At 70.4% G+C, this 17,086-nt stretch carries 14 protein-coding genes and 1 pseudogene; 8 read left to right on the forward strand and 7 right to left on the reverse strand.

Annotated elements, in window-relative coordinates; all coding sequences use genetic code 11:
* Positions 1–250: 250 nt before the first annotated feature.
* A complete protein-coding gene (locus M8J73_RS25230) occupies positions 251–610 on the reverse strand; it encodes a hypothetical protein (protein WP_055539191.1) in 360 nt (119 codons plus the stop codon).
* Between the two features lie 71 nt (positions 611–681).
* Positions 682–2,307: an AMP-binding protein gene (locus tag M8J73_RS25235; protein ID WP_240501318.1), complete on the reverse strand. Its 1,626-nt coding sequence runs from the start codon at positions 2,305–2,307 to the stop codon at positions 682–684.
* Positions 2,308–2,597: 290 nt separating this feature from the next.
* Between M8J73_RS25235 and M8J73_RS25240 the strand changes: the two genes are divergently transcribed.
* The 3 genes from M8J73_RS25240 (at position 2,598) to M8J73_RS25250 (ending at position 5,986) form a co-directional block, all read left to right on the forward strand.
* On the forward strand, positions 2,598–4,214 hold the full coding sequence (locus M8J73_RS25240) for a GAF domain-containing sensor histidine kinase (RefSeq protein WP_055539189.1): 1,617 nt from the start codon (positions 2,598–2,600) through the stop codon (positions 4,212–4,214).
* A 26-nt stretch (positions 4,215–4,240) separates the two neighbouring features.
* A complete protein-coding gene (locus tag M8J73_RS25245; RefSeq protein WP_055539188.1) occupies positions 4,241–4,882 on the forward strand; it encodes a response regulator in 642 nt (213 codons plus the stop codon).
* Positions 4,883–5,074: 192 nt separating this feature from the next.
* Positions 5,075–5,986: an SDR family NAD(P)-dependent oxidoreductase gene (locus tag M8J73_RS25250; protein ID WP_055539187.1), complete on the forward strand. Its 912-nt coding sequence runs from the start codon at positions 5,075–5,077 to the stop codon at positions 5,984–5,986.
* 286 nt (positions 5,987–6,272) lie between these two features.
* On the opposite strand, the gene M8J73_RS25255 is transcribed toward M8J73_RS25250, so the two are convergent.
* On the reverse strand, positions 6,273–6,665 hold the full coding sequence (locus M8J73_RS25255) for a site-specific integrase (protein WP_240501317.1): 393 nt from the start codon (positions 6,663–6,665) through the stop codon (positions 6,273–6,275).
* Positions 6,666–7,156: 491 nt separating this feature from the next.
* Between M8J73_RS25255 and M8J73_RS25265 the strand changes: the two genes are divergently transcribed.
* The 4 genes and pseudogenes from M8J73_RS25265 to M8J73_RS25280 all read left to right on the forward strand — a co-directional run bounded on the left by M8J73_RS25265 (position 7,157) and on the right by M8J73_RS25280 (position 9,133).
* Positions 7,157–7,882 (forward strand): CBS domain-containing protein, encoded by a 726-nt coding sequence (locus tag M8J73_RS25265; protein ID WP_055539186.1) that lies wholly within the window; start codon positions 7,157–7,159, stop codon positions 7,880–7,882.
* Between the two features lie 68 nt (positions 7,883–7,950).
* Positions 7,951–8,175: a hypothetical protein gene (locus M8J73_RS25270; protein ID WP_055539202.1), complete on the forward strand. Its 225-nt coding sequence runs from the start codon at positions 7,951–7,953 to the stop codon at positions 8,173–8,175.
* A gap of 13 nt (positions 8,176–8,188) precedes the next feature.
* Positions 8,189–8,497: pseudogene (locus tag M8J73_RS25275) on the forward strand (hypothetical protein); the annotation flags it as partial.
* A 126-nt stretch (positions 8,498–8,623) separates the two neighbouring features.
* Positions 8,624–9,133 (forward strand): flavodoxin domain-containing protein, encoded by a 510-nt coding sequence (locus M8J73_RS25280; protein WP_055539185.1) that lies wholly within the window; start codon positions 8,624–8,626, stop codon positions 9,131–9,133.
* A 333-nt stretch (positions 9,134–9,466) separates the two neighbouring features.
* Here the strand turns inward: M8J73_RS25280 and M8J73_RS25285 are convergent, their stop codons facing one another.
* Both M8J73_RS25285 and M8J73_RS25290 read right to left on the reverse strand, forming a co-directional pair.
* A complete protein-coding gene (locus M8J73_RS25285) occupies positions 9,467–9,736 on the reverse strand; it encodes a hypothetical protein (protein ID WP_157873155.1) in 270 nt (89 codons plus the stop codon).
* A 277-nt stretch (positions 9,737–10,013) separates the two neighbouring features.
* A complete protein-coding gene (locus M8J73_RS25290; RefSeq protein ID WP_055539183.1) occupies positions 10,014–11,435 on the reverse strand; it encodes an MBL fold metallo-hydrolase RNA specificity domain-containing protein in 1,422 nt (473 codons plus the stop codon).
* Between the two features lie 788 nt (positions 11,436–12,223).
* Between M8J73_RS25290 and M8J73_RS25295 the strand changes: the two genes are divergently transcribed.
* Positions 12,224–13,324 (forward strand): ABC transporter ATP-binding protein, encoded by a 1,101-nt coding sequence (locus tag M8J73_RS25295; RefSeq protein WP_055539181.1) that lies wholly within the window; start codon positions 12,224–12,226, stop codon positions 13,322–13,324.
* A gap of 560 nt (positions 13,325–13,884) precedes the next feature.
* Here the strand turns inward: M8J73_RS25295 and M8J73_RS25300 are convergent.
* On the reverse strand, positions 13,885–14,895 hold the full coding sequence (locus M8J73_RS25300; RefSeq protein WP_055539180.1) for a GerMN domain-containing protein: 1,011 nt from the start codon (positions 14,893–14,895) through the stop codon (positions 13,885–13,887).
* Positions 14,896–15,319: 424 nt separating this feature from the next.
* On the reverse strand, positions 15,320–17,041 hold the full coding sequence (locus M8J73_RS25305) for a sensor histidine kinase (protein WP_055539179.1): 1,722 nt from the start codon (positions 17,039–17,041) through the stop codon (positions 15,320–15,322).
* Positions 17,042–17,086 lie beyond the last annotated feature (45 nt).

Genomic DNA, 17,086 nt, shown 5'->3' on the forward strand with positions numbered 1-17,086 from the left:
TTTCCCCTATGGCCCCACGGTGGATGGTGCCGACGCACAATGAGCACTCCCAGTGGTTCCGGCACCCCGTCCCTTCCCTCGGAATCGATGTCACCGGAGGGACCAGGGACGCGCTGCTGCGCGGCGAGTACGTGCCGCGCCAGCGCCTGGTCGAGACGGACTTCTGCGAACGGTTCGGCGTCCGAGCGGGATCCCTTGAACCGGGCGACCGCGGCTGCCGGGGCCGTCGACGCTGGTCGGCAGTCGCTCTTCACCGAGGTGAGGCGAGGTCGGCGGTGAAGGCGCCGCTGGTAGCCCGGGTGCCCTCGATCTCCAGCTCCCCGGTGGCCTCCTCGGTACGGCCCACGGCCGTGGTGTCCTGCCCGAAGAGCACCTCGTCGACCCGGCAGCCAGCCTGCGAGCCACTGCTCTCCCCCGCCCCGAGCCGTCGACCCCGGCTCCGGCCTCCTCGCCGGAAGCGCGGACGGAGGGTCCGGCTTGCGGGCAGTCGAGAGAGAGCCGCCGGGGCGTCGTCCTGGATGTAGTTGATGTACACGTGCGGGCCGCCGACGGCCAGGACAGCGGCCGTCACCACACCGGCGATCAGCAGGCGTTGGGGGCGCCTGAGCATGCCAACCGATCTTCTTCATGGATGTGGGCGGAGGGCGGCCCTGGAGTGGGACCCCGCCCCCGGAGCGACCGTCAGCTTCCCGAAGATCCGGCTTTCTGGGCCATGGTCCTGGCCCAGGCGACTTCGAGCTTGCCCGTCGGTGTACGGGGCAGGGTGCCCGTCAGCACGACGGACCGTGGGACCTTGTAACCGGCGAGGCTCCTTCGGACCCAGTCGGAGAGTTCCTCACCGGTGGCGGCGGCGCCGGGTGCGACCGCGACCACGGCGGCCACCCGCTCGCCCCACGTCTCGTCGGGCACGCCCACGACCACGCAGTCCATGACGTCGGGGTGCGTCAGCAGCACGTTCTCCACCTCCTGCGGGTGCACCTTCTCCCCGCCGGTGTTGATCACGCCCGAACCGCGTCCGAGGAATCTGATCGCGCCGTCGGTCTCGATCTGGGCGAGATCGCCGGGTATGGAGTACCGGACCCCGTCGATGATGCGGAAGGTCCGCGCGCTCTTCCCGGTGTCCTTGTAGTAGCCGAGCGGCATCGGCCCGGAGTAGGCGAGCATCCCCGTCTCACCGCTGCCGGGCTCGACGAAACGGTCCCCCGCGCCGATCACCCGGGTCGCGGGCAGCGGATGGAAACGGGCCGGCAGCTCCCGCACCGACGAGGTGATCGCCAGGGCGAAGGGACCGCCCTCACTGGAGGCGATGGCATCGACGACCGTGACGGCGGAGCGTTCGTGCAGTGCCGACTTCAGCCGGTCGTCGAGTGCGGTGCCGGAGCTGAGGATCGTGCGCAGGGAACCCAGGTCGTACGGTGTGCCGGCGGCTTCGGCGCGCACCAGTTCGTCGACGAGCGGCCGGCAGACGGCGTTGCCCGCGACCAGCAGGGTGTCGACCTCGCGCTCGGCGAGCGTCCGCCAGACGTGGACCGGATCCAGTCCGCCCTGCCGTGCCATGACCGCCCGGCCGCCCACCAGGAGGGTGCCCATGGTGTTGAACAGGCCGGTGGCGTGCATCAGCGGGACGACCGGCATCGTGGTGGGCGCTCTGCCCTCGTGGCGGGCGGCGACCGCGACCGACGCGGCTTCGTCGAGTGTTTTCGGCAGCTCGGTGACGCCGGCCTGCCGGAGGATCGGGATGGAGTGGAGCAGGTCGCCGACCTGCCACATCACGCCCTTGGGCTTGCCCGTGGTGCCGCCGGTGTACATGAAGAGGCGATCCGATCCGGGTCGGGGCCGGGCCTCGCGCGGCGGGTGCGCCGCGAGCAGTTCTTCCAGCTCGGGCACCGCGGGTCCGGCCGGTCCTTCGGCAGGCGGACCTCCCGCCCTCACGAGCAGCTTCAACGTGCGGACGTGTCCGGCGGCGTGCGTCACCCGGTCGGCCAGGGCGCCGCTGAAGACGAGTGCCGCCGCGTCGGCGTCCGTGAGCAGCTCGGACAACTCCTCCCCGGTGTAACGGTAGTTGGCGTTGGCGGGGACGGCGCCGATCTTGAAGGCGGCATAGACCGTCTCCAGGTAGGCGGCGCCGTTGTACAGGTAGCAGGCCACTGTGTCGCCCGCCCGCACTCCGGCATCCTCCAGCGCGGCGGCCAGCCGTGACGCGCGCTGGTCGAACTCCCCGTAGGTCAGTTCGCGACCGGGCTCGACGATGGCGACGGCATCGGGCAGGGCGCGGGAGACCGCCTCCCAGATGGTGCCGATGGACACGTCCAATGCTCGGACCTCCTCATCGTGCGGGTACGGACACCCGGCAGCGGGAACGACCGACCGTGCGGCCGAGTTCACGGGAAGCCACAGGCTAGGCAGGCGCGGCCCAACAGGGAACGCGAGCAATGACTGAACCCGCTCGGCGCTTCGACAGGTGATGAACAGGTCAAATGACGTAGCACCGCCGCAGGCACGCCGGGCTACGATGCTGCCGTCGGCCGTGCCCCGACCCCTCCCCTCGCGAGCGCACCTCACCCCGTGGGGGCGTTGCGCAGATGAGGAGGCAGGTCATGCCAGGTCCACCGCTCGTCGAGTGGGGGGACGTCGCGGCCGCCGCGATGGACGGCCTCGCCGTGGTGGACTGCGCCGGCCGCTTCGTCCAACTGAATCCCGCAGCCGTCGCGCTGTGCGGCGAGCGCAGGGAGGCCGACCTGATCGGCGTCCCCTCTCCGTTCGCTCTCACGAGCAAGCCCACCGCCTGCCCGGGGTTGCTGGAGGACGAGCCGGACGAGCAGGTGGCCTACTGGGTGACCGACTCCGGGGAACGGCGCGAGTTCGCCTACCGGGCCCGCGGCCTGCCGAGAGACCCGAGTCTCAAGGTCGTCTCCTTTCGCGACGTGACCGACGAGGGACACCGTTACCGCAGGGTCGCGGCCATCGCACGGACCTCCGTCGCCCTGGCCTCCGAGGGATCACTGGGTTCCACCCTGGACGCGGTCGCCCGGCAGATCGTCCGGACCGACGGAGTGGCCGGGGTGCAGATCCTGACCCTGGACAGCACCGGCCGGGAACTGCGGCTGATGGGCTCCGCGGGGATACGACGCTCGGACACGTTCCTCGACCGCCTGCTGGAGTGCCGGGACCGAGGCGCCCGGCTGTGCGTACTGGACACCCTGAGGGAACGCAAACCGATCGTCGTCCCCCACCGGTGGGCCCAGATCCGCGAGGACCCCGCCTGGGAACCGCTGCACGACTACCTCGCCGAACTGACGTGGGACTCCTTCGTCAGTGTGCCGCTGACGGTGCGCGGCCGTGCCGAAGGCGTGCTGAACGCGTACTTCGCACCGGGACAGGAGGTCGGCACCCGGACGTTGGAGTTCCTCGCCGCCATGGCCGAGCAAGCTGCCCTCGCCGTCGACTACGCCACTCTGCTGCAGCGTGAGCGCGACGGAGCGCGCCAGGACGAACGCCAGCGCCTCGCCCGGGATCTGCACGACTCCATCGTCCAGCAGGTGTTCTCGATCGGCATGCAGGCCAACGCGGTCGGAGTGCTCGGGACACGCGGTGTGCCGGTACCGGCCGAGGCCGTCCAGAACTTCGCGGACGAGATCGGAACGCTTGCGCGGACCGTCCTTGCCGACCTGAGGGCGATGGTGCACGAGCTGCGCCCCTCCTCCACCGCCGACCTCGGACTGGAGGAGACGGTGAACACGCTCGTCAAGAGCACCGAGAACCGGACCGGTCTGGACTTCCACCTCCGGTTCGGACAAGGGCTGGACACGATCGAACCCGAACTCGCCGAGGACGCCTACCGGATCGTCGCGGAGGCCATCCACAACGTGGTCAAACACGGGGAGGCCACCCTCGCCGTCGTCCGCCTCGGCGTCCACGGCCACACACTGACCGCGAGCGTCTCCGACAACGGTCGTGGCCTGCGGGACCCGAGCGGGCACCCGATTCCGCCGGAGGGCGGCCGGAGCGTCGGCTCAGGGCGAGGCACGGAGGGCTACGGACTGACGACCATGCGGGAAAGGGCGGAACGATGGGGTGGCACCATGAGGATCAGGTCGCGCGCGGAGAAGGGTACGACCGTGCGCGTGGTCATACCCCTGCCCGTGTGGGTACCGGACCTGTCCCCGGAGGACCCGGACAGCTCCGCGAACACGGCGTTGCCGGTGCCGCTCTGAGAAGCGGGCAACCCAGGCCGACCCGGGTGCTGATCGTGGACGACCACGCCGTCGTACGCCGTGGCATCCGCGCCTACCTTGAGGTCCTGGACGACATGGAGGTCGCAGCGGAAGCGGCCGACGGGCAGGAGGCGCTCACCCGGCTGGACGCGATGGCGGCCCACGGCGAGCTGCCGGACGTGGTGCTGATCGATCTGCTCATGCCCCGGATGGACGGCTCCACGGCGATCGGCCTGATCAAGGAACGTCACCCCGGGGTGCGCGTCGTGGTGCTGACCAGCTTCGGCGAGATGGAACGTGTCCACGCCGCCCTCGCGCAGGGGGCCGCCGGTTATCTGCTCAAGGACGCGGAGGCCGGCGAGGTGGTCTCCGCCATCCGCGCGGCGGCACGCGGAGAGGTCTTCCTCGACCCCGCAGTCGCCCGAGGGCTCACCCAGGAGATCGTCTCGCCGCCGACCGGGCTCGGCTCGCTCACCAGCCGGGAGCGAGATGTCCTCGTCCTCGTCGCCGAGGGGCAGTCCAACCAGCAGATCGCCGACGAGCTGGTGATCAGCGAGCGCACGGCCCGTACGCACGTCAGCAATGTGCTGCGCAAACTCCGTCTCACGTCGCGGACCCAGGCGGCGCTCTTCGCCGTACGGCAGGGACTGGTACCGCCGCGCGGCTGACTGCGGCGCGGGGGCGTCAGCTTCCGCAGGCGGATCACCCGCGGTGAGCGACACCTCCGAGCGCGACACATGTCCCGGTTCCCCCGGGACACAGGACGGCCGCCGAAGCCGTCATCGGGCAGATCCTTCTGGACCCGGCCCATTCCTACGCTCGGGGGAACGCCATACCTACTGCCTGCTCAGGGGGACACCATGCTCGACGGCCGAGTCGCGATCGTCACGGGTGCGGGCCGCGGCCTGGGGCGGGCCTACGCACGTGCGCTGTCGGCAGCGGGCGGCGCTGTCGTGGTGAACGACCTCGATGCCGACGTGGCCGCGGAGACCGTCGAGGCGATCACCGCGGCGGGAGGCTCGGCCGTCGCCCATGTCGGCGCGGTCGGCAGCTCCGAGTTCGCCGAGGCGCTGGTCGAGCGGGCCGTCGCCGAGTTCGGCCGCCTCGACGTGATGATCACCAACGCCGGCGCACTGCGGGACAGGACCCTGCGCAACACCACCGACGAGGACTTCGACCTCGTCGTCACGAGCCATCTGCGCGGCACGTTCACCTGTGGACGCGCCGCGGCGGCCCGCTTCCGTGAGCAGGGCGACGGCGGCCGGCTCATCCTCGTGGGTTCGCCCGCGGGGCAGCGTGCCAGCTTCGGCCAGACCGCCTATTCGGCCTCCAAGGGCGCGATCGTCGCGATGACCCGCACCTGGGCTCTTGAACTCGCGAAGATCGGCGTCACCGTCAATGCCGTCGTACCGACCGCCCTGACCCGCATGGTCGCGACCATGCCCCGTGTCGGTGACCTCGTGGCGAAGGTTGACGCGGGTGAGCCGATTCCCGAGGGAGCCCGCCGCCAGGGCCTGGGCTCCCCGGCCGATGTCGCCCCGCTGATCGTGTACCTGGCGTCGAAGGAGTCGGCCCGCGTGACCGGTCAGGCCATCGCCGCCGGAGGAGACCGGATCGCCCTGTGGACGCACCCCACCGAGGTCGCGACCCACCTCCGGCCGGGCGGCTGGTCCCCCGATGCCGTGAGCGAGCTCTTCGCCGACGCCTACGCGAACCAACTGCAGGACTTCACGGCCACGCCGCTCGATCTCGAAGCCATCGGAAGCATCTGACGGTTCCGGGGGCAACCAGGGCTCCGGGACCCTCGGCGCCCGCCGGGGCTGTGCCGGTCAGTGGAAGCAACGACTCCTGAACAGCAGGCCCCATGAATGTCGGATGTCGTGAACGGCGTACGTCATCTGTCTCCACTTGCCCAGATGTCGTTCGTTCCCCCTTTTAGGCGCCTTCCTCTCGGCCCACCCAGAGCAAGGACCGGCTCATGCCATAACCCCCAGTTCCTCCCACTGTCGTCCCACTCCTGACCAGCTCTTCCGGACCAGTCACAGACCAAACTTCGGCTCACTCCTCAGACTCCGCGCCCCGGCTGATCCGCTCCCACTCCTGCATGGACTGCTCGAGCCGGAGATGAATGACCTCCGCAGGCCGCATCGCCGCGTAGTACATGCAGCCGAAGAACGCCTCCAGGTGAGGGCCGCGCCCGCGCTGCTGGGCAACCGCCGTGAGCAGCTGGGCGACCTGGGCGCGATTGAGACGGCAGCCGGGTCCACCTCCTCGTTGACTGCTGGAGCGCTCCACCTGAGCCCGTTGAGGGGGATCTCCGTGAAGTAACCCTTCTCCACGGCATATATTGAGGACTTCGTTGAACGCGGCCCGCTTGCGCCGTGCTGTCTTGGCAGCAGCCTCCTTGCCGTCCAGCTTGAGACACAGGGCGTCCAGCGCCCGTCGCAGCACATCGGCCTCCGCGAGAGCGCTTTAGGTCCCCCTGTTTCAGGGCCCACAATCCCACAGGCAGGCGTACATCAGCCTCGGCGGCAGACCGTGCCGGACCGCCTGGGCCACTGCCCAGTCGACCGCCACGAGGCTCGCCTCCGATCCGCCGGCACCTGCGACCAGGGCAGCTCCCTCGCCCTCACCGCCTGTCGTCGAACCGTTGCCGGACCAGCAGAGAGGCCCTCCCTCGCCGTCGCAGCCGGGGCTGGGCCGCAGGAGGGGCGGTTCGGCCCTGCGCCGGGGGACGTTCGTCCCACGCCTGTCCGTGCCGGAAACCATGGCAGCGGGCCTCTCACTCAGCCGCCGGGTCGGAGGGGCGCCAAGTGAGGGCCTCTCGGCCCTGCCACCTGCCCGCTCGGTCCCTGGGCGCGCAGGTGCCCACGCCGGACGCTGGACTCGAAGCCCGGAGGAGAGCCGGCCGGGGACCGTCGCGCAAGCGCAGGAGGACAGGCATGAAGCCCACGAAGATCGGCGCTCTGATGGCCCGTGACGTCGTCACGGCGGAGTACGGCACTCCCTTCAAGGACGTGGTCCGGCTGCTGGGCGAACACCGCATCAGCGGGCTCCCGGTCGTCGACGAGGACAACAAGGTCATCGGGGTGATCTCGGAGACCGACCTGATGCTCCGTCAGACCGAGGAGCCCGGGGAGGAGACGTGGATCGGCCGGCTGCGTCGCCTGCGCCACAGTGTCCGGGAGACGGACGCAAAGAGCCGGGCCCGAACCGCCGGCCGGCTGATGTCGGCACCCGCCGTCACCGTACGAGCCGACGCCACCGTCCCCGAGGCCGCCCGGCTGATGGCCGAGCACCGCATCGAGCGGCTGCCCGTGGTGGACGAGGAAGACCGGCTCGTCGGCATCGTCACCCGCCGTGACCTGCTGACGGTGTTCCTGCGCACCGACGAAGAGATTCGGCAAGCCGTGGAGCAGGAGGTCATCGTCAACACACTGTGGCTGGCTCCGCGAACCGTCACGATCTCCGTGCAGGACGGCGTGGTCACCCTCGCGGGCCACATCGAACGACGCACCGAGAAGTCCATCGCCCTCGCCATGACAGGTCGGATGGACGGCGTGGTCGGCGTCGTCGACAACCTGTCCTACCGGATCGACGACACGCACCTCCAACCGGCCGAACAGGCCCTGCACGGCGTGGCCGACGACTGGCTGCGCAAGCTGTGACATCCCTGCCTGGCTCCTGACAGGAACACAACGCCCAGTTGTGAGCGGGCAAACGAATGGAGGCAGCCATGATTCCGCTGCTGCTTGTCGGTGCGGCCGTGCTGGGCGCGTGCCTGGTGTTCGGCTACAGCTCGTTCGTGGTCGGCTTCGTCCTGATGGTCGTCGGCGTCCTCGGCCTGATCGCCTTCATGTCCACGCCGGGCATGGTCCGCCGCCCCGGTGAACGAGAAGTGATCATCGAGGAGAAGCACTTCATCGGCGAGGGCGACGACCATCGCCACTACCGCACGTGACCGACCCGACCGCCTGGTTGCGGAAGGAGCGACTGCCACGAGTGCGGAAGCAGCACGCCCCGACAACCCCGCTCGGCTGACCGCCGAGCTCCACCCTCGATTGTCCCGGTGGCTGTGGCTGGTGTCCCGGTGGCTGTGGCTGGTGAAGTGGCTCCTCGCATTTCCCCACCACGTCGTTCTGGCTTTCCTCTGGGTGGCATTCGTGGGGGTGAGCGCGGTGGCATTCGTGGGGGTGAGCGCGGTGGCGTTCTTCGCGATCCTCTTCACGGGCCGGTAGCCGCGAGCCCTGTTCGACTTCAACGCGGGTGTGCTGCGGTGGAGTTGACAGGTGGCGTACTACGCGTACGGCGCCCTCGGCACCGACCGCCACCCACCGTTCAGGAGTGGCGCCGCATGGCGGGCGGTGGGAAGTTGGCCATGTGGCCTTTGGGAATGTCGAGGTGAGGTCATGGACGTCCTGGTGGGGTTCGCGACCGCGCACGGTTCGACCCGCGAGATCGCCGAGCGACTGGCCGCCCAGCTGAGGGAGGCAGGCCTGAAAGCTGAGGCGAGGGCCATGGAGACGGTGGACGACGCGGACGCGTACCGCGCCTTCGTTCTCGGCAGCGCCGTCCATGGACAGGCCTGGTTGGATCCGGCCAAGGACTTCGTACGGGACAACCTCGGCCTCCTGGGTGCGGGGCCCGTGTGGCTCTTCAGCGTCGGGATGCCGGGCGCCCTGCGAGGACCCGGAAAGCGCCTGGCGCCACGGGAGGCGGATGTCATTGTCGCGAGCCTGCCAGGAGATCTCTCGTACCGAGCCCACCGTCTGTTGTCCGGCGTCATCGCGCGGTCTCACCTGCCCTTCAAGGGACGGATCATGTTCCGCCTGATGGGCGGCCGGTTCGGCGACTACCGCGACTGGGACGCCATCGACGCCTGGGCAGCCGACATCGCCGCCGAACTGGCTCACCGATGACAGCGCTTCGCCGCTCTCGACGATGCGGTGGGGTTCCGCGACGAACCGGGCTGAGGACGCCACGACGAACGTGGTGAACCACACCGGCCGGCCGGAGGCGGCCGGCAGGGAGCGGGCCGTCGTGATGTCGAGTTCGACGAGACGGTGGATCGCGGCCCGGGGGCGCCCCGCCTGCTCGGCGCGGATCACGAGCCGCCGAGCGCGTGGGCAGGACTCCACATCGACGCGGCGCGGTCGCCCCTCGGCGTCCGCGACACCCGGCGGCCGGTTCGCCATCGGCGGACAAGGCGGCCTTTCGGGCGCGCCATGAGCCGGATCCGCGCGTGCCCGTGCCTACCGCGCGCTGGACAGGCGTGCGGCGATACGCCTCGGCCAGGGGCCAAGGGCCGCCGTCCACGACGTCTCGTTCCGCCACAGCAACTCGTGCGGGTCCGCGTCCCACACGAGGCGCAGGCGCACGTCGGATTCACCCATCGTCCCGACCATGAGCAGATCGCCGTCGAGGCGGCCCCGCATGGCGCCGCGAGGGCCGTAGCTGTCGGCGAACGTCGCCCGGTACCACCCGACGCCGGGTCTCAGCCGACCACCCAGTGCATCTGCCATCTCAGGACGAAGGCGCCGTCGAGCAGGAGTACCACGATCGGCCGACTCCACGGCGGTACCACGATCGGCCGACTCCACGGCGTGTGGCGTGTGGGTCGGCAGTGTGCGCGCGGCGGCGCAGCCGGTGGAGAGTGAGCGCAGCCGGAGTCATGGTGAGGACGAACGACACCGCCGTCGCCGCAACCAGCAGAACCGCGGACCGAGAGACGGCCCTTGCGCGGGTCCGGGCGTCTGGTCCGATCGGCACAAGGGTTGTCTGACCGACGGGCACGCCCGGTCACCGGACGAGTACCCGCTCCCCGGGACGCGGCACGACGGCGGTCCAGCCCAAGGTCCGGTCGATGCGGTCGCGCAGCGCCTCGGCCGCGTCGGGCTCTCCGTGCACCAGGTACGTCGCCTGCGGGGCTTCGGCGCCGCGCAGCCAGTCGATGATCTGAGCGGCGTCGGCGTGGGCCGAGAAGTGCGGTACGTCGGCGACGGTGGCGCGCACCGGGACGTACTCGCCGAACATCTTCAGCGCCTTGGCACCGTCGACCAGATCACGGGCGCGGGTGCCCTGTGCCGCGAAGCCCACTACGACGACGGCGTTGCGTGGGTCGGGCAGCAGGCGCCGCAGGTGGTGCAGGACGCGTCCGCCGGTGGCCATGCCGGACGCCGAGACGATGACGGCCGGTCCGCCGGCCCGGCTGATGTCGACGGAGTCCTGGATCGACCGTGCGGCGAGGAAGGGCTCGGGGTTGAACGCGGCCGTGCCCGCCGCCGTGACCTCGGGGCGCAGCTCCGCTGCCCGGGTGAGGATGGCGTCCCGGTAGACGTCCAGGGCGGCCAGGGCCATGGGGCTGTCGACGTACACCGGCACATCGGCCGGGAGCCGGCCCTCACGGCGGAGCTCGGCGAGTTCGTGCAGGACAACTTCGGTGCGGTCGAGGGCGAAGGCCGGGATGACGACGGTGCCGCCGCGGGCGAGGGTGCGCGTCAGTACGCTCGCGAAGTGGTCTCGTGCGGTGTCCTCCTCGTGCCGCCGCTTGCCGTACGTCGACTCCATCAGCAGTACGTCCGCCCCGGAGAACGGCTCCGGAGGGAGCAGCAGGGGATGGCCCGGCCGGCCGAGGTCGCCGCTGACGGCCAGGGTGTGCCCGTCCTCCAGGGCGAGCCGGGCCCAGGCCGAGCCGAGGATGTGCCCGGCGGGGTGCAGGGTCAGCCGGGTGCCCGCAGCGATGTCGGTCGGCGTGCAGGTGGGCACAGGGTCGAGGAGCTTCAGGGTGCGGTCCACGTCCGAGTCGTCGTACAGCGGCCGGGCGGGCCGGTGTTTGGACCAGCCGTGCTCGTTGGCGTGCTGGGCCGTCTCCATCTGCAGCTTCGCGCTGTCCCACAGCACGATCTCCGTGAGCCGGGCGGTGAACTCCGTGGTCACGATCCGTCCCCTGAAGCCGTGCCGCACCAGTCGGGGCAGGTATCCGCAGTGGTCCAGGTGAGCGTGGGTGACCACCACCGCCTCGATGTCCGCGGCGTCGCAGGGCAGGCCGCGCCAGTTGCGCCTGCGCAGACCGGCGAGGCCCTGGAAGAGCCCGCAGTCGATCAGGACGCGTGCGTGGTCGCTCTCCACGAGGAACTTGCTGCCGGTGACCGTCCCGACACCGCCCACGAACGTCAGCAGCGCGGGCCGGGAAGGCGAGGGATGCGGTGCCTCAGTGGTCATGACGCGGGTCTCCCCCGGGATGCGGCCGATCGGCCCCGGCGGCTTCGTGGCAGAAGCGGTGGGAAGGACCTGAGGGGACGCGGCTAAGCGGTTCTGGGCGCGCACCGCACCACCGTGATCCCCGAGATGCAGACGGGTCCTTCCCGCCCTGCCATGCCCTCGCCTTGGCGATCACGTCGTACGCCACCGCGCCTGCGGTGCCGGACTCCTCAACTGTGGACTGACGTGCGTCGGTCGGTCGGCTCCGGTCGGTGCGGTGCGTAGGTCGACGGCGGCCTGTGCGCACGGCCGCGCAGCAGGCGGACGGCGAGCGCGTCAAGGCTCGCCGTGAGAACCATCGTCGCGGCTGTCGCCGCGACCAGCAGAACCGCGAACCGCTCCCAGAACTCCGGCGTGAGACTCGTACCCACTGCCCTCACTCCCCCTTCGTGTCGGCGTCCTTCTCCTGCCTTCCAGCCAACTCCGTTACAGATGACGGCGCATGAGCCGTCCGGTCCGAAACAGAGGCCTGGAACGGCCCTTGCGCGGGCCGGCGCGGCCTGGTCCGACCTGACACGGTGTGGAGGAACGGCTCAGGGCTGCTTTCCCTCCCTCCCCTGGTCGTGCCTCAGCCCGGGGGGACACGGCAGCCGGCCGTGCCATGGGTCAGAAGGCCCCGCTACGGGTCCGCGCGGTCTTTGCCGCGGGGGCGCTCGGCCTGTGTGGCAAGGACCTGGAGGACCTGTCACCCGCCCTGCGCCCGCGCGCAGTCTGGGCATGCAGAGGGAGCATCGGGGAGGGGAGAGATCATGGCGACCGTCATCTTCGACAGGGCCACACGGAGATTCCCGGGGATGGACCACCCGGCTGTCGACGCGTTTGATCTGGAGATCGCCGACGGCGAGTTCATGGTGCTGGTGGGGCCCTCCGGCTGCGGGAAGTCCACAGTGTTGCGCATGCTCGCCGGGCTGGAGGACGTCGACTCCGGAGCCATCCGCATCGGCGACCGGGACGTGACCCACCTGCCGCCCAAGGACCGTGACATCGCGATGGTGTTCCAGAACTACGCTCTCTACCCGCACATGACGACGGCGGACAACATGGGCTTCGCCCTGAAGATCGCCAAGAGGCACAAGGACGACATCCATCGCCGTGTCACGGAGGCTGCCGGCGTCCTCGGCCTCGGCGACTACCTGGACCGCAAGCCCAAGTCTCTCTCCGGCGGCCAGCGCCAGAGGGTTGCGATGGGGCGGGCCATCGTCCGCGAGCCACAGGTGTTCCTCATGGACGAGCCGCTGTCCAACCTGGACGCCAAGCTGCGCGTACAGACCCGGACGCAGATCGCCTCGTTGCAACGGCGGCTCGGCACGACGACGGTGTACGTCACCCACGACCAGGTGGAGGCCCTGACCATGGGCGACCGCGTGGCGGTGATGAAGGACGGCGTGCTCCAGCAGGTGGGGACGCCGAAGGAGGTCTTCCAGCGCCCCGCCAACGCCTTCGTGGGCGGTTTCATCGGCTCGCCCGCGATGAACCTCTTCCGCCTCCCCCTCACCACGGACGGTACCGAGCTGGGCGGCTTGATCGTGCCCGTGCCGCGGACCGCCCTCGAGGGGGACGCCACGGAGATCCTGCTGGGGGTACGGCCCGAGCAGTTCGAGATCCTCTCGCCCGAGGACCTGGAGACTCCGGCACTGGATCTCGTGGCCGACGCGGTCGAGGACACCGGTGCCGTCGCCTACGTCCACGCGACCGCCAAGGTCGGGCAGGAAGCCGTCCCGGTGGTAGTCCGTCTCCCCGGACGGCCGGTGCACGGCAAGGTGGAGCAGCTGCGCGTCACCGTCCGTCCGGAGGCCGTCCACTTCTTCTCGGCCCGGACGGAGCTGCGGCTGCCGGCCGACGGGAACTGAGGCACCACTGCCCACCGGTGGGGCCGGAGGCCTCCTGTCAGGCCCGGGCGGCCCGTGGTGATCCCGCGCCCGGTCGGGCGAAGGCTGCGTTGAGAAGCCTCAGGGTCGGACCGAGGGGAGCGAGACCGACAGGAGCATGACTGACCGCCGTGCTCGACAGGAACGGGAACAGGCTCGACGCCCGCCGGGCCCGACGCAGTGTGCCCCGCGGCTCTGGTCGGCAGCCCGGCCGGTGTGGGCATGCCTGCGGGGCCACAATTTCCATTGAACTGCTCACCATTGAGTCAGATCCACCCGGCAGGGAGGCGAAGGCGCGCGGCCGATCCTTCCTCCGAGGGCGCACCTGTGGTGCGGCTTCAGCGCGCAATGGCGCTCAGATGTGCCGCGCCGGGATGCTCCTGGTGCGCGCCTTCGCCTCCTGCACCGGGACCGTGGTGATCGGGACTCCTTTCCTGTACTCCGCCGTCGCCTCGTCTCTCCCCTGGCCGGGCGGATAGCTGCACTGCCGTCGACGCGAAGCCGGCTTGCCGACCAGGCGCACCGCACCCGGTGGCCCGCCGTCACCGCCGGACGGTCAGTGGCACCGTGTCCTCGATCACCGCTCGGCCGTCCTCCGGTGACTCCCAGTACGCCGTGAGCGTGCCGACGCCCGAGCGGGCGGCCTTGTAGGGGATCGTCACGTCGAACGTGCCGCGGGTCCCGGTACCGGAGGTGGCTGTGACGTAGACGTCGGCCGCGGTGCGCCCGGTGACGTCGGTGATCTTCAGCTTGAGCGTCGCCTCGAACGTGTTGGCGCTGCCCCAGACCCGGACCGGGGTGCGGATGCTGTCGCCGATCAGTGGAGACTCCACCAGGACGAGCGGTGCCAGATCCTCGAAGTCGGCGCGGGTCACGGGTTCGTTGAGGACGATGCCCTCACCGCCGAAGGACGTCACCGGCTTGCCGTCCAGCTCGAACTGAACCTTGTGGATGGACGGGAAGCGGGTCGCGGTGAAGACGACCTGTGCGAGCCGGGCCTGCATCGACAGGCTTCCGCCACCGTCGTCGTACCGTCCGGACAGATCGATTGTCGCCACGTGGCGGTGGACCACGACCGACCGGAGCGTCGTTCCCGAGGGAATGGCCGTGGTACGGCCGTGGCGGCGTTCGTACCGGTTGGGCCCCGCCAGCAGGGCCCGCAGGGCTCCGGCCGCGGTGGTGGGCGCGGTGACGGTACGCGGGGCGGGCGAGACCTTCTCCCCGTGCAGGAAGTACACCGACGTTCGCACCTTGGATACGCCGCCGGACGTCACCGGCGGCGCCGGTGTGTCGTGCTTGGTCGGCCTACCGGAGGTGGTGGGCCTGGCGGACGCGCCTTGACCGGGGGTGGCGCTCTCGTCCCCGGTCGTCCCTCCGGTGGTGCCCCCGGCGCTCGGTGTGCTCAGCCGGTCGCCCCCGACAGACGTGCCCGGGGAGCCGGTGTCGCTGCCGCATGCCGTCGCCAGGGACGAGACCAGTACGACAGCAGTGGCCAGCACAATGGGTCGGCTCAGTCGGTGATGCGTGCGCATGGTGGGAATCTCGGGGTTCATGGCAGCCTCCTCCACACCTCAAGCCAACGCCTCCGGCAGAGCCACCCCAAGTGCCGTACGGGTACATGTAGGTGTGCCTTCTGGTGTACTCATTCCGGTCCATTTGGCGGCATATGAGGCATCAGGCGGATGGCCGACCGCACCAACAGACGCGGCCGTGGCTGCCACCCGTGGCTACCCCCTCAGCTCCGACCCGGGACAGCACACCCAGTGGCGGTGCGTGGTCTCCAATGCCTCTTCCAGCACGTGCGGATCGTGGTGCCCCTTGTAGATCCCGGGCGGCCGCCGGTCGAGGCCGAGCAGTTGAGCCAGTTTGCGCTCGGCGGACCACGCGCTCGCCGAGACCGGTACGCAGCGTCGACAGCTGAGAAGGCTGCCCACCGGCGAGGGCAAGACCGCGGGGTTCACGCTCGGGCGGGGAGGGCTACTGGTCCGTCACCGGCACCAGCCAGCGCAGGACGGTGCCGCCGGTGGCCGGGCTGGTCCACTCCAGGTCGCCGCCCAACTGCTGCGCACGTTCGGCCATGTTGCTCAGGCCGCTGCGCCGGCCCTCGGCCGGGATACCCACGCCGTCGTCGGAGACCTCCAGCCGCACTTCTCGCCCGTCGGTCTCCAGCACCACCTCGGCGCGGTTGGCCCGCGCGTGCCGGGCGATGTTGGTCAGGGACTCGGACAGCACGGCCACGACATGGTCGGCGATCTGCTTGGGCACGTGGGTGTCAAGCAGGCCCTCCATCCGCAGGCTGGGCGCGAAGCCGAGCACCGGCGCGGTCTCGCCGACCATGCGTACCGCCCGTGCCCGCAGGCCGGGTCCGGCTTCGTCGCGCGACCGGAGCCCGAAGATCGTGGACCTGATGATTTTGATGGTCTCGTCCAGGTCGTCGATCGCCCGCACCACGCGCTCCGAGGCCTCCGTGTGCTCGATGAAGCGGCCGGCGCTCTGCAGCGTCATACCGGTGGCGAACAGTCGCTGGATCGCCAGGTCGTGCAGGTCCCTTGCGATCCGGTCGCGGTCCTGGAGTACCGCGATCTGTTCTGCGTCCCTGCGGCGTTCGGCCAGTTCCATCGCGACCGCGGCCTGTGCCGCGAAGCCCTGCAGTGGTTCGGCTTCCTGCTCCGCGAACACCTTCCGGCCCGCCTCCCTGACGAGCAGCACCACGCCGCGTAGCCCCTCGCCGGAGCCGATGGGCACGGCCACGGCCGGACCGAGGCCGGTGAAGCGCTGCGGGCCCGTCGCCACGCGCTCGTCGCGGGAGATGTCCGGGGTGGAGACGGGAGCGGCGTCGGAGAAGGCCTGGCCGATCAGGCTGCCGTGCACGGGCAGTACCAGTCCGCGGTGCGCCTCCGCCTCCTGCCCGATGGCCAGCTCCACCGTGAGCGAGTCGGTGCCGACCATCGGCAACGCGACCACGGCCAGGGCCGCACCGGTGATCTCACGGGCCCGATCGGCGATCAGCTGCAGAACCTCGCTGCGGTCGCTGCCAGACATCAGGCTGTGCGTGATCTCGGCACTGGCCCGCAGCCAGCGCTCGCGCAGCCGGGACTCCTCGTACAGACGGGCGTTGTCGATCGCCACACCGGCCGCCACGGCCAGCGTCGACAGCACCGACTCGTCCTCGTCGTCGAACTGCTGCCCACCGCGCTTCTCGGTCAGGTAGAGGTTGCCGAAGACCTGGTCGCGCACCCGGATCGGAACGCCGAGGAAGGTGTTCATCGGCGGGTGGTGCGGCGGGAAGCCGTACGAGGCGGCATGCTCGGAGAGCTTCGTCAGCCGCAGCGGCTCCGGATTGCGGATGAGTTCACCGAGGATGCCGTGGCCTTCCGGGTAGTTGCCGATCTGTGCGACCTGCGCGTCGCTGACGCCGACCGTGAGGAAGTCCGACAGCCGCTTGCCGTCCGGACCGATCACACCCAGGGCGGCGTACTCGGCGTCCACCAGCACGGCCGCGGCCTCCACGATGCTGCGCAGCGCCTGTTCGAGGTCCAGCTCCCGGCCGACCGAGAGCACCGCCTCCAGCAGGCTGTGCACGCTGTCTCGGGTGCCGCGGGCGGCGTCCAGGCGGGCCTGCAGCTCCTCCAGCAGCTCGTCCAGCCTCAGCTGGGGCAACCGTACGCGGGCCTCCCGAGGCTCCTCGGAACTTCCCACCCCTGATCCTCCAGGTCCCCATCAACCGTGCCGGCAACCGGCCGT

Source organism: Streptomyces neyagawaensis, from assembly GCF_023516595.1.
Classification (GTDB): Bacteria; Actinomycetota; Actinomycetes; order Streptomycetales; family Streptomycetaceae; genus Streptomyces; species Streptomyces neyagawaensis.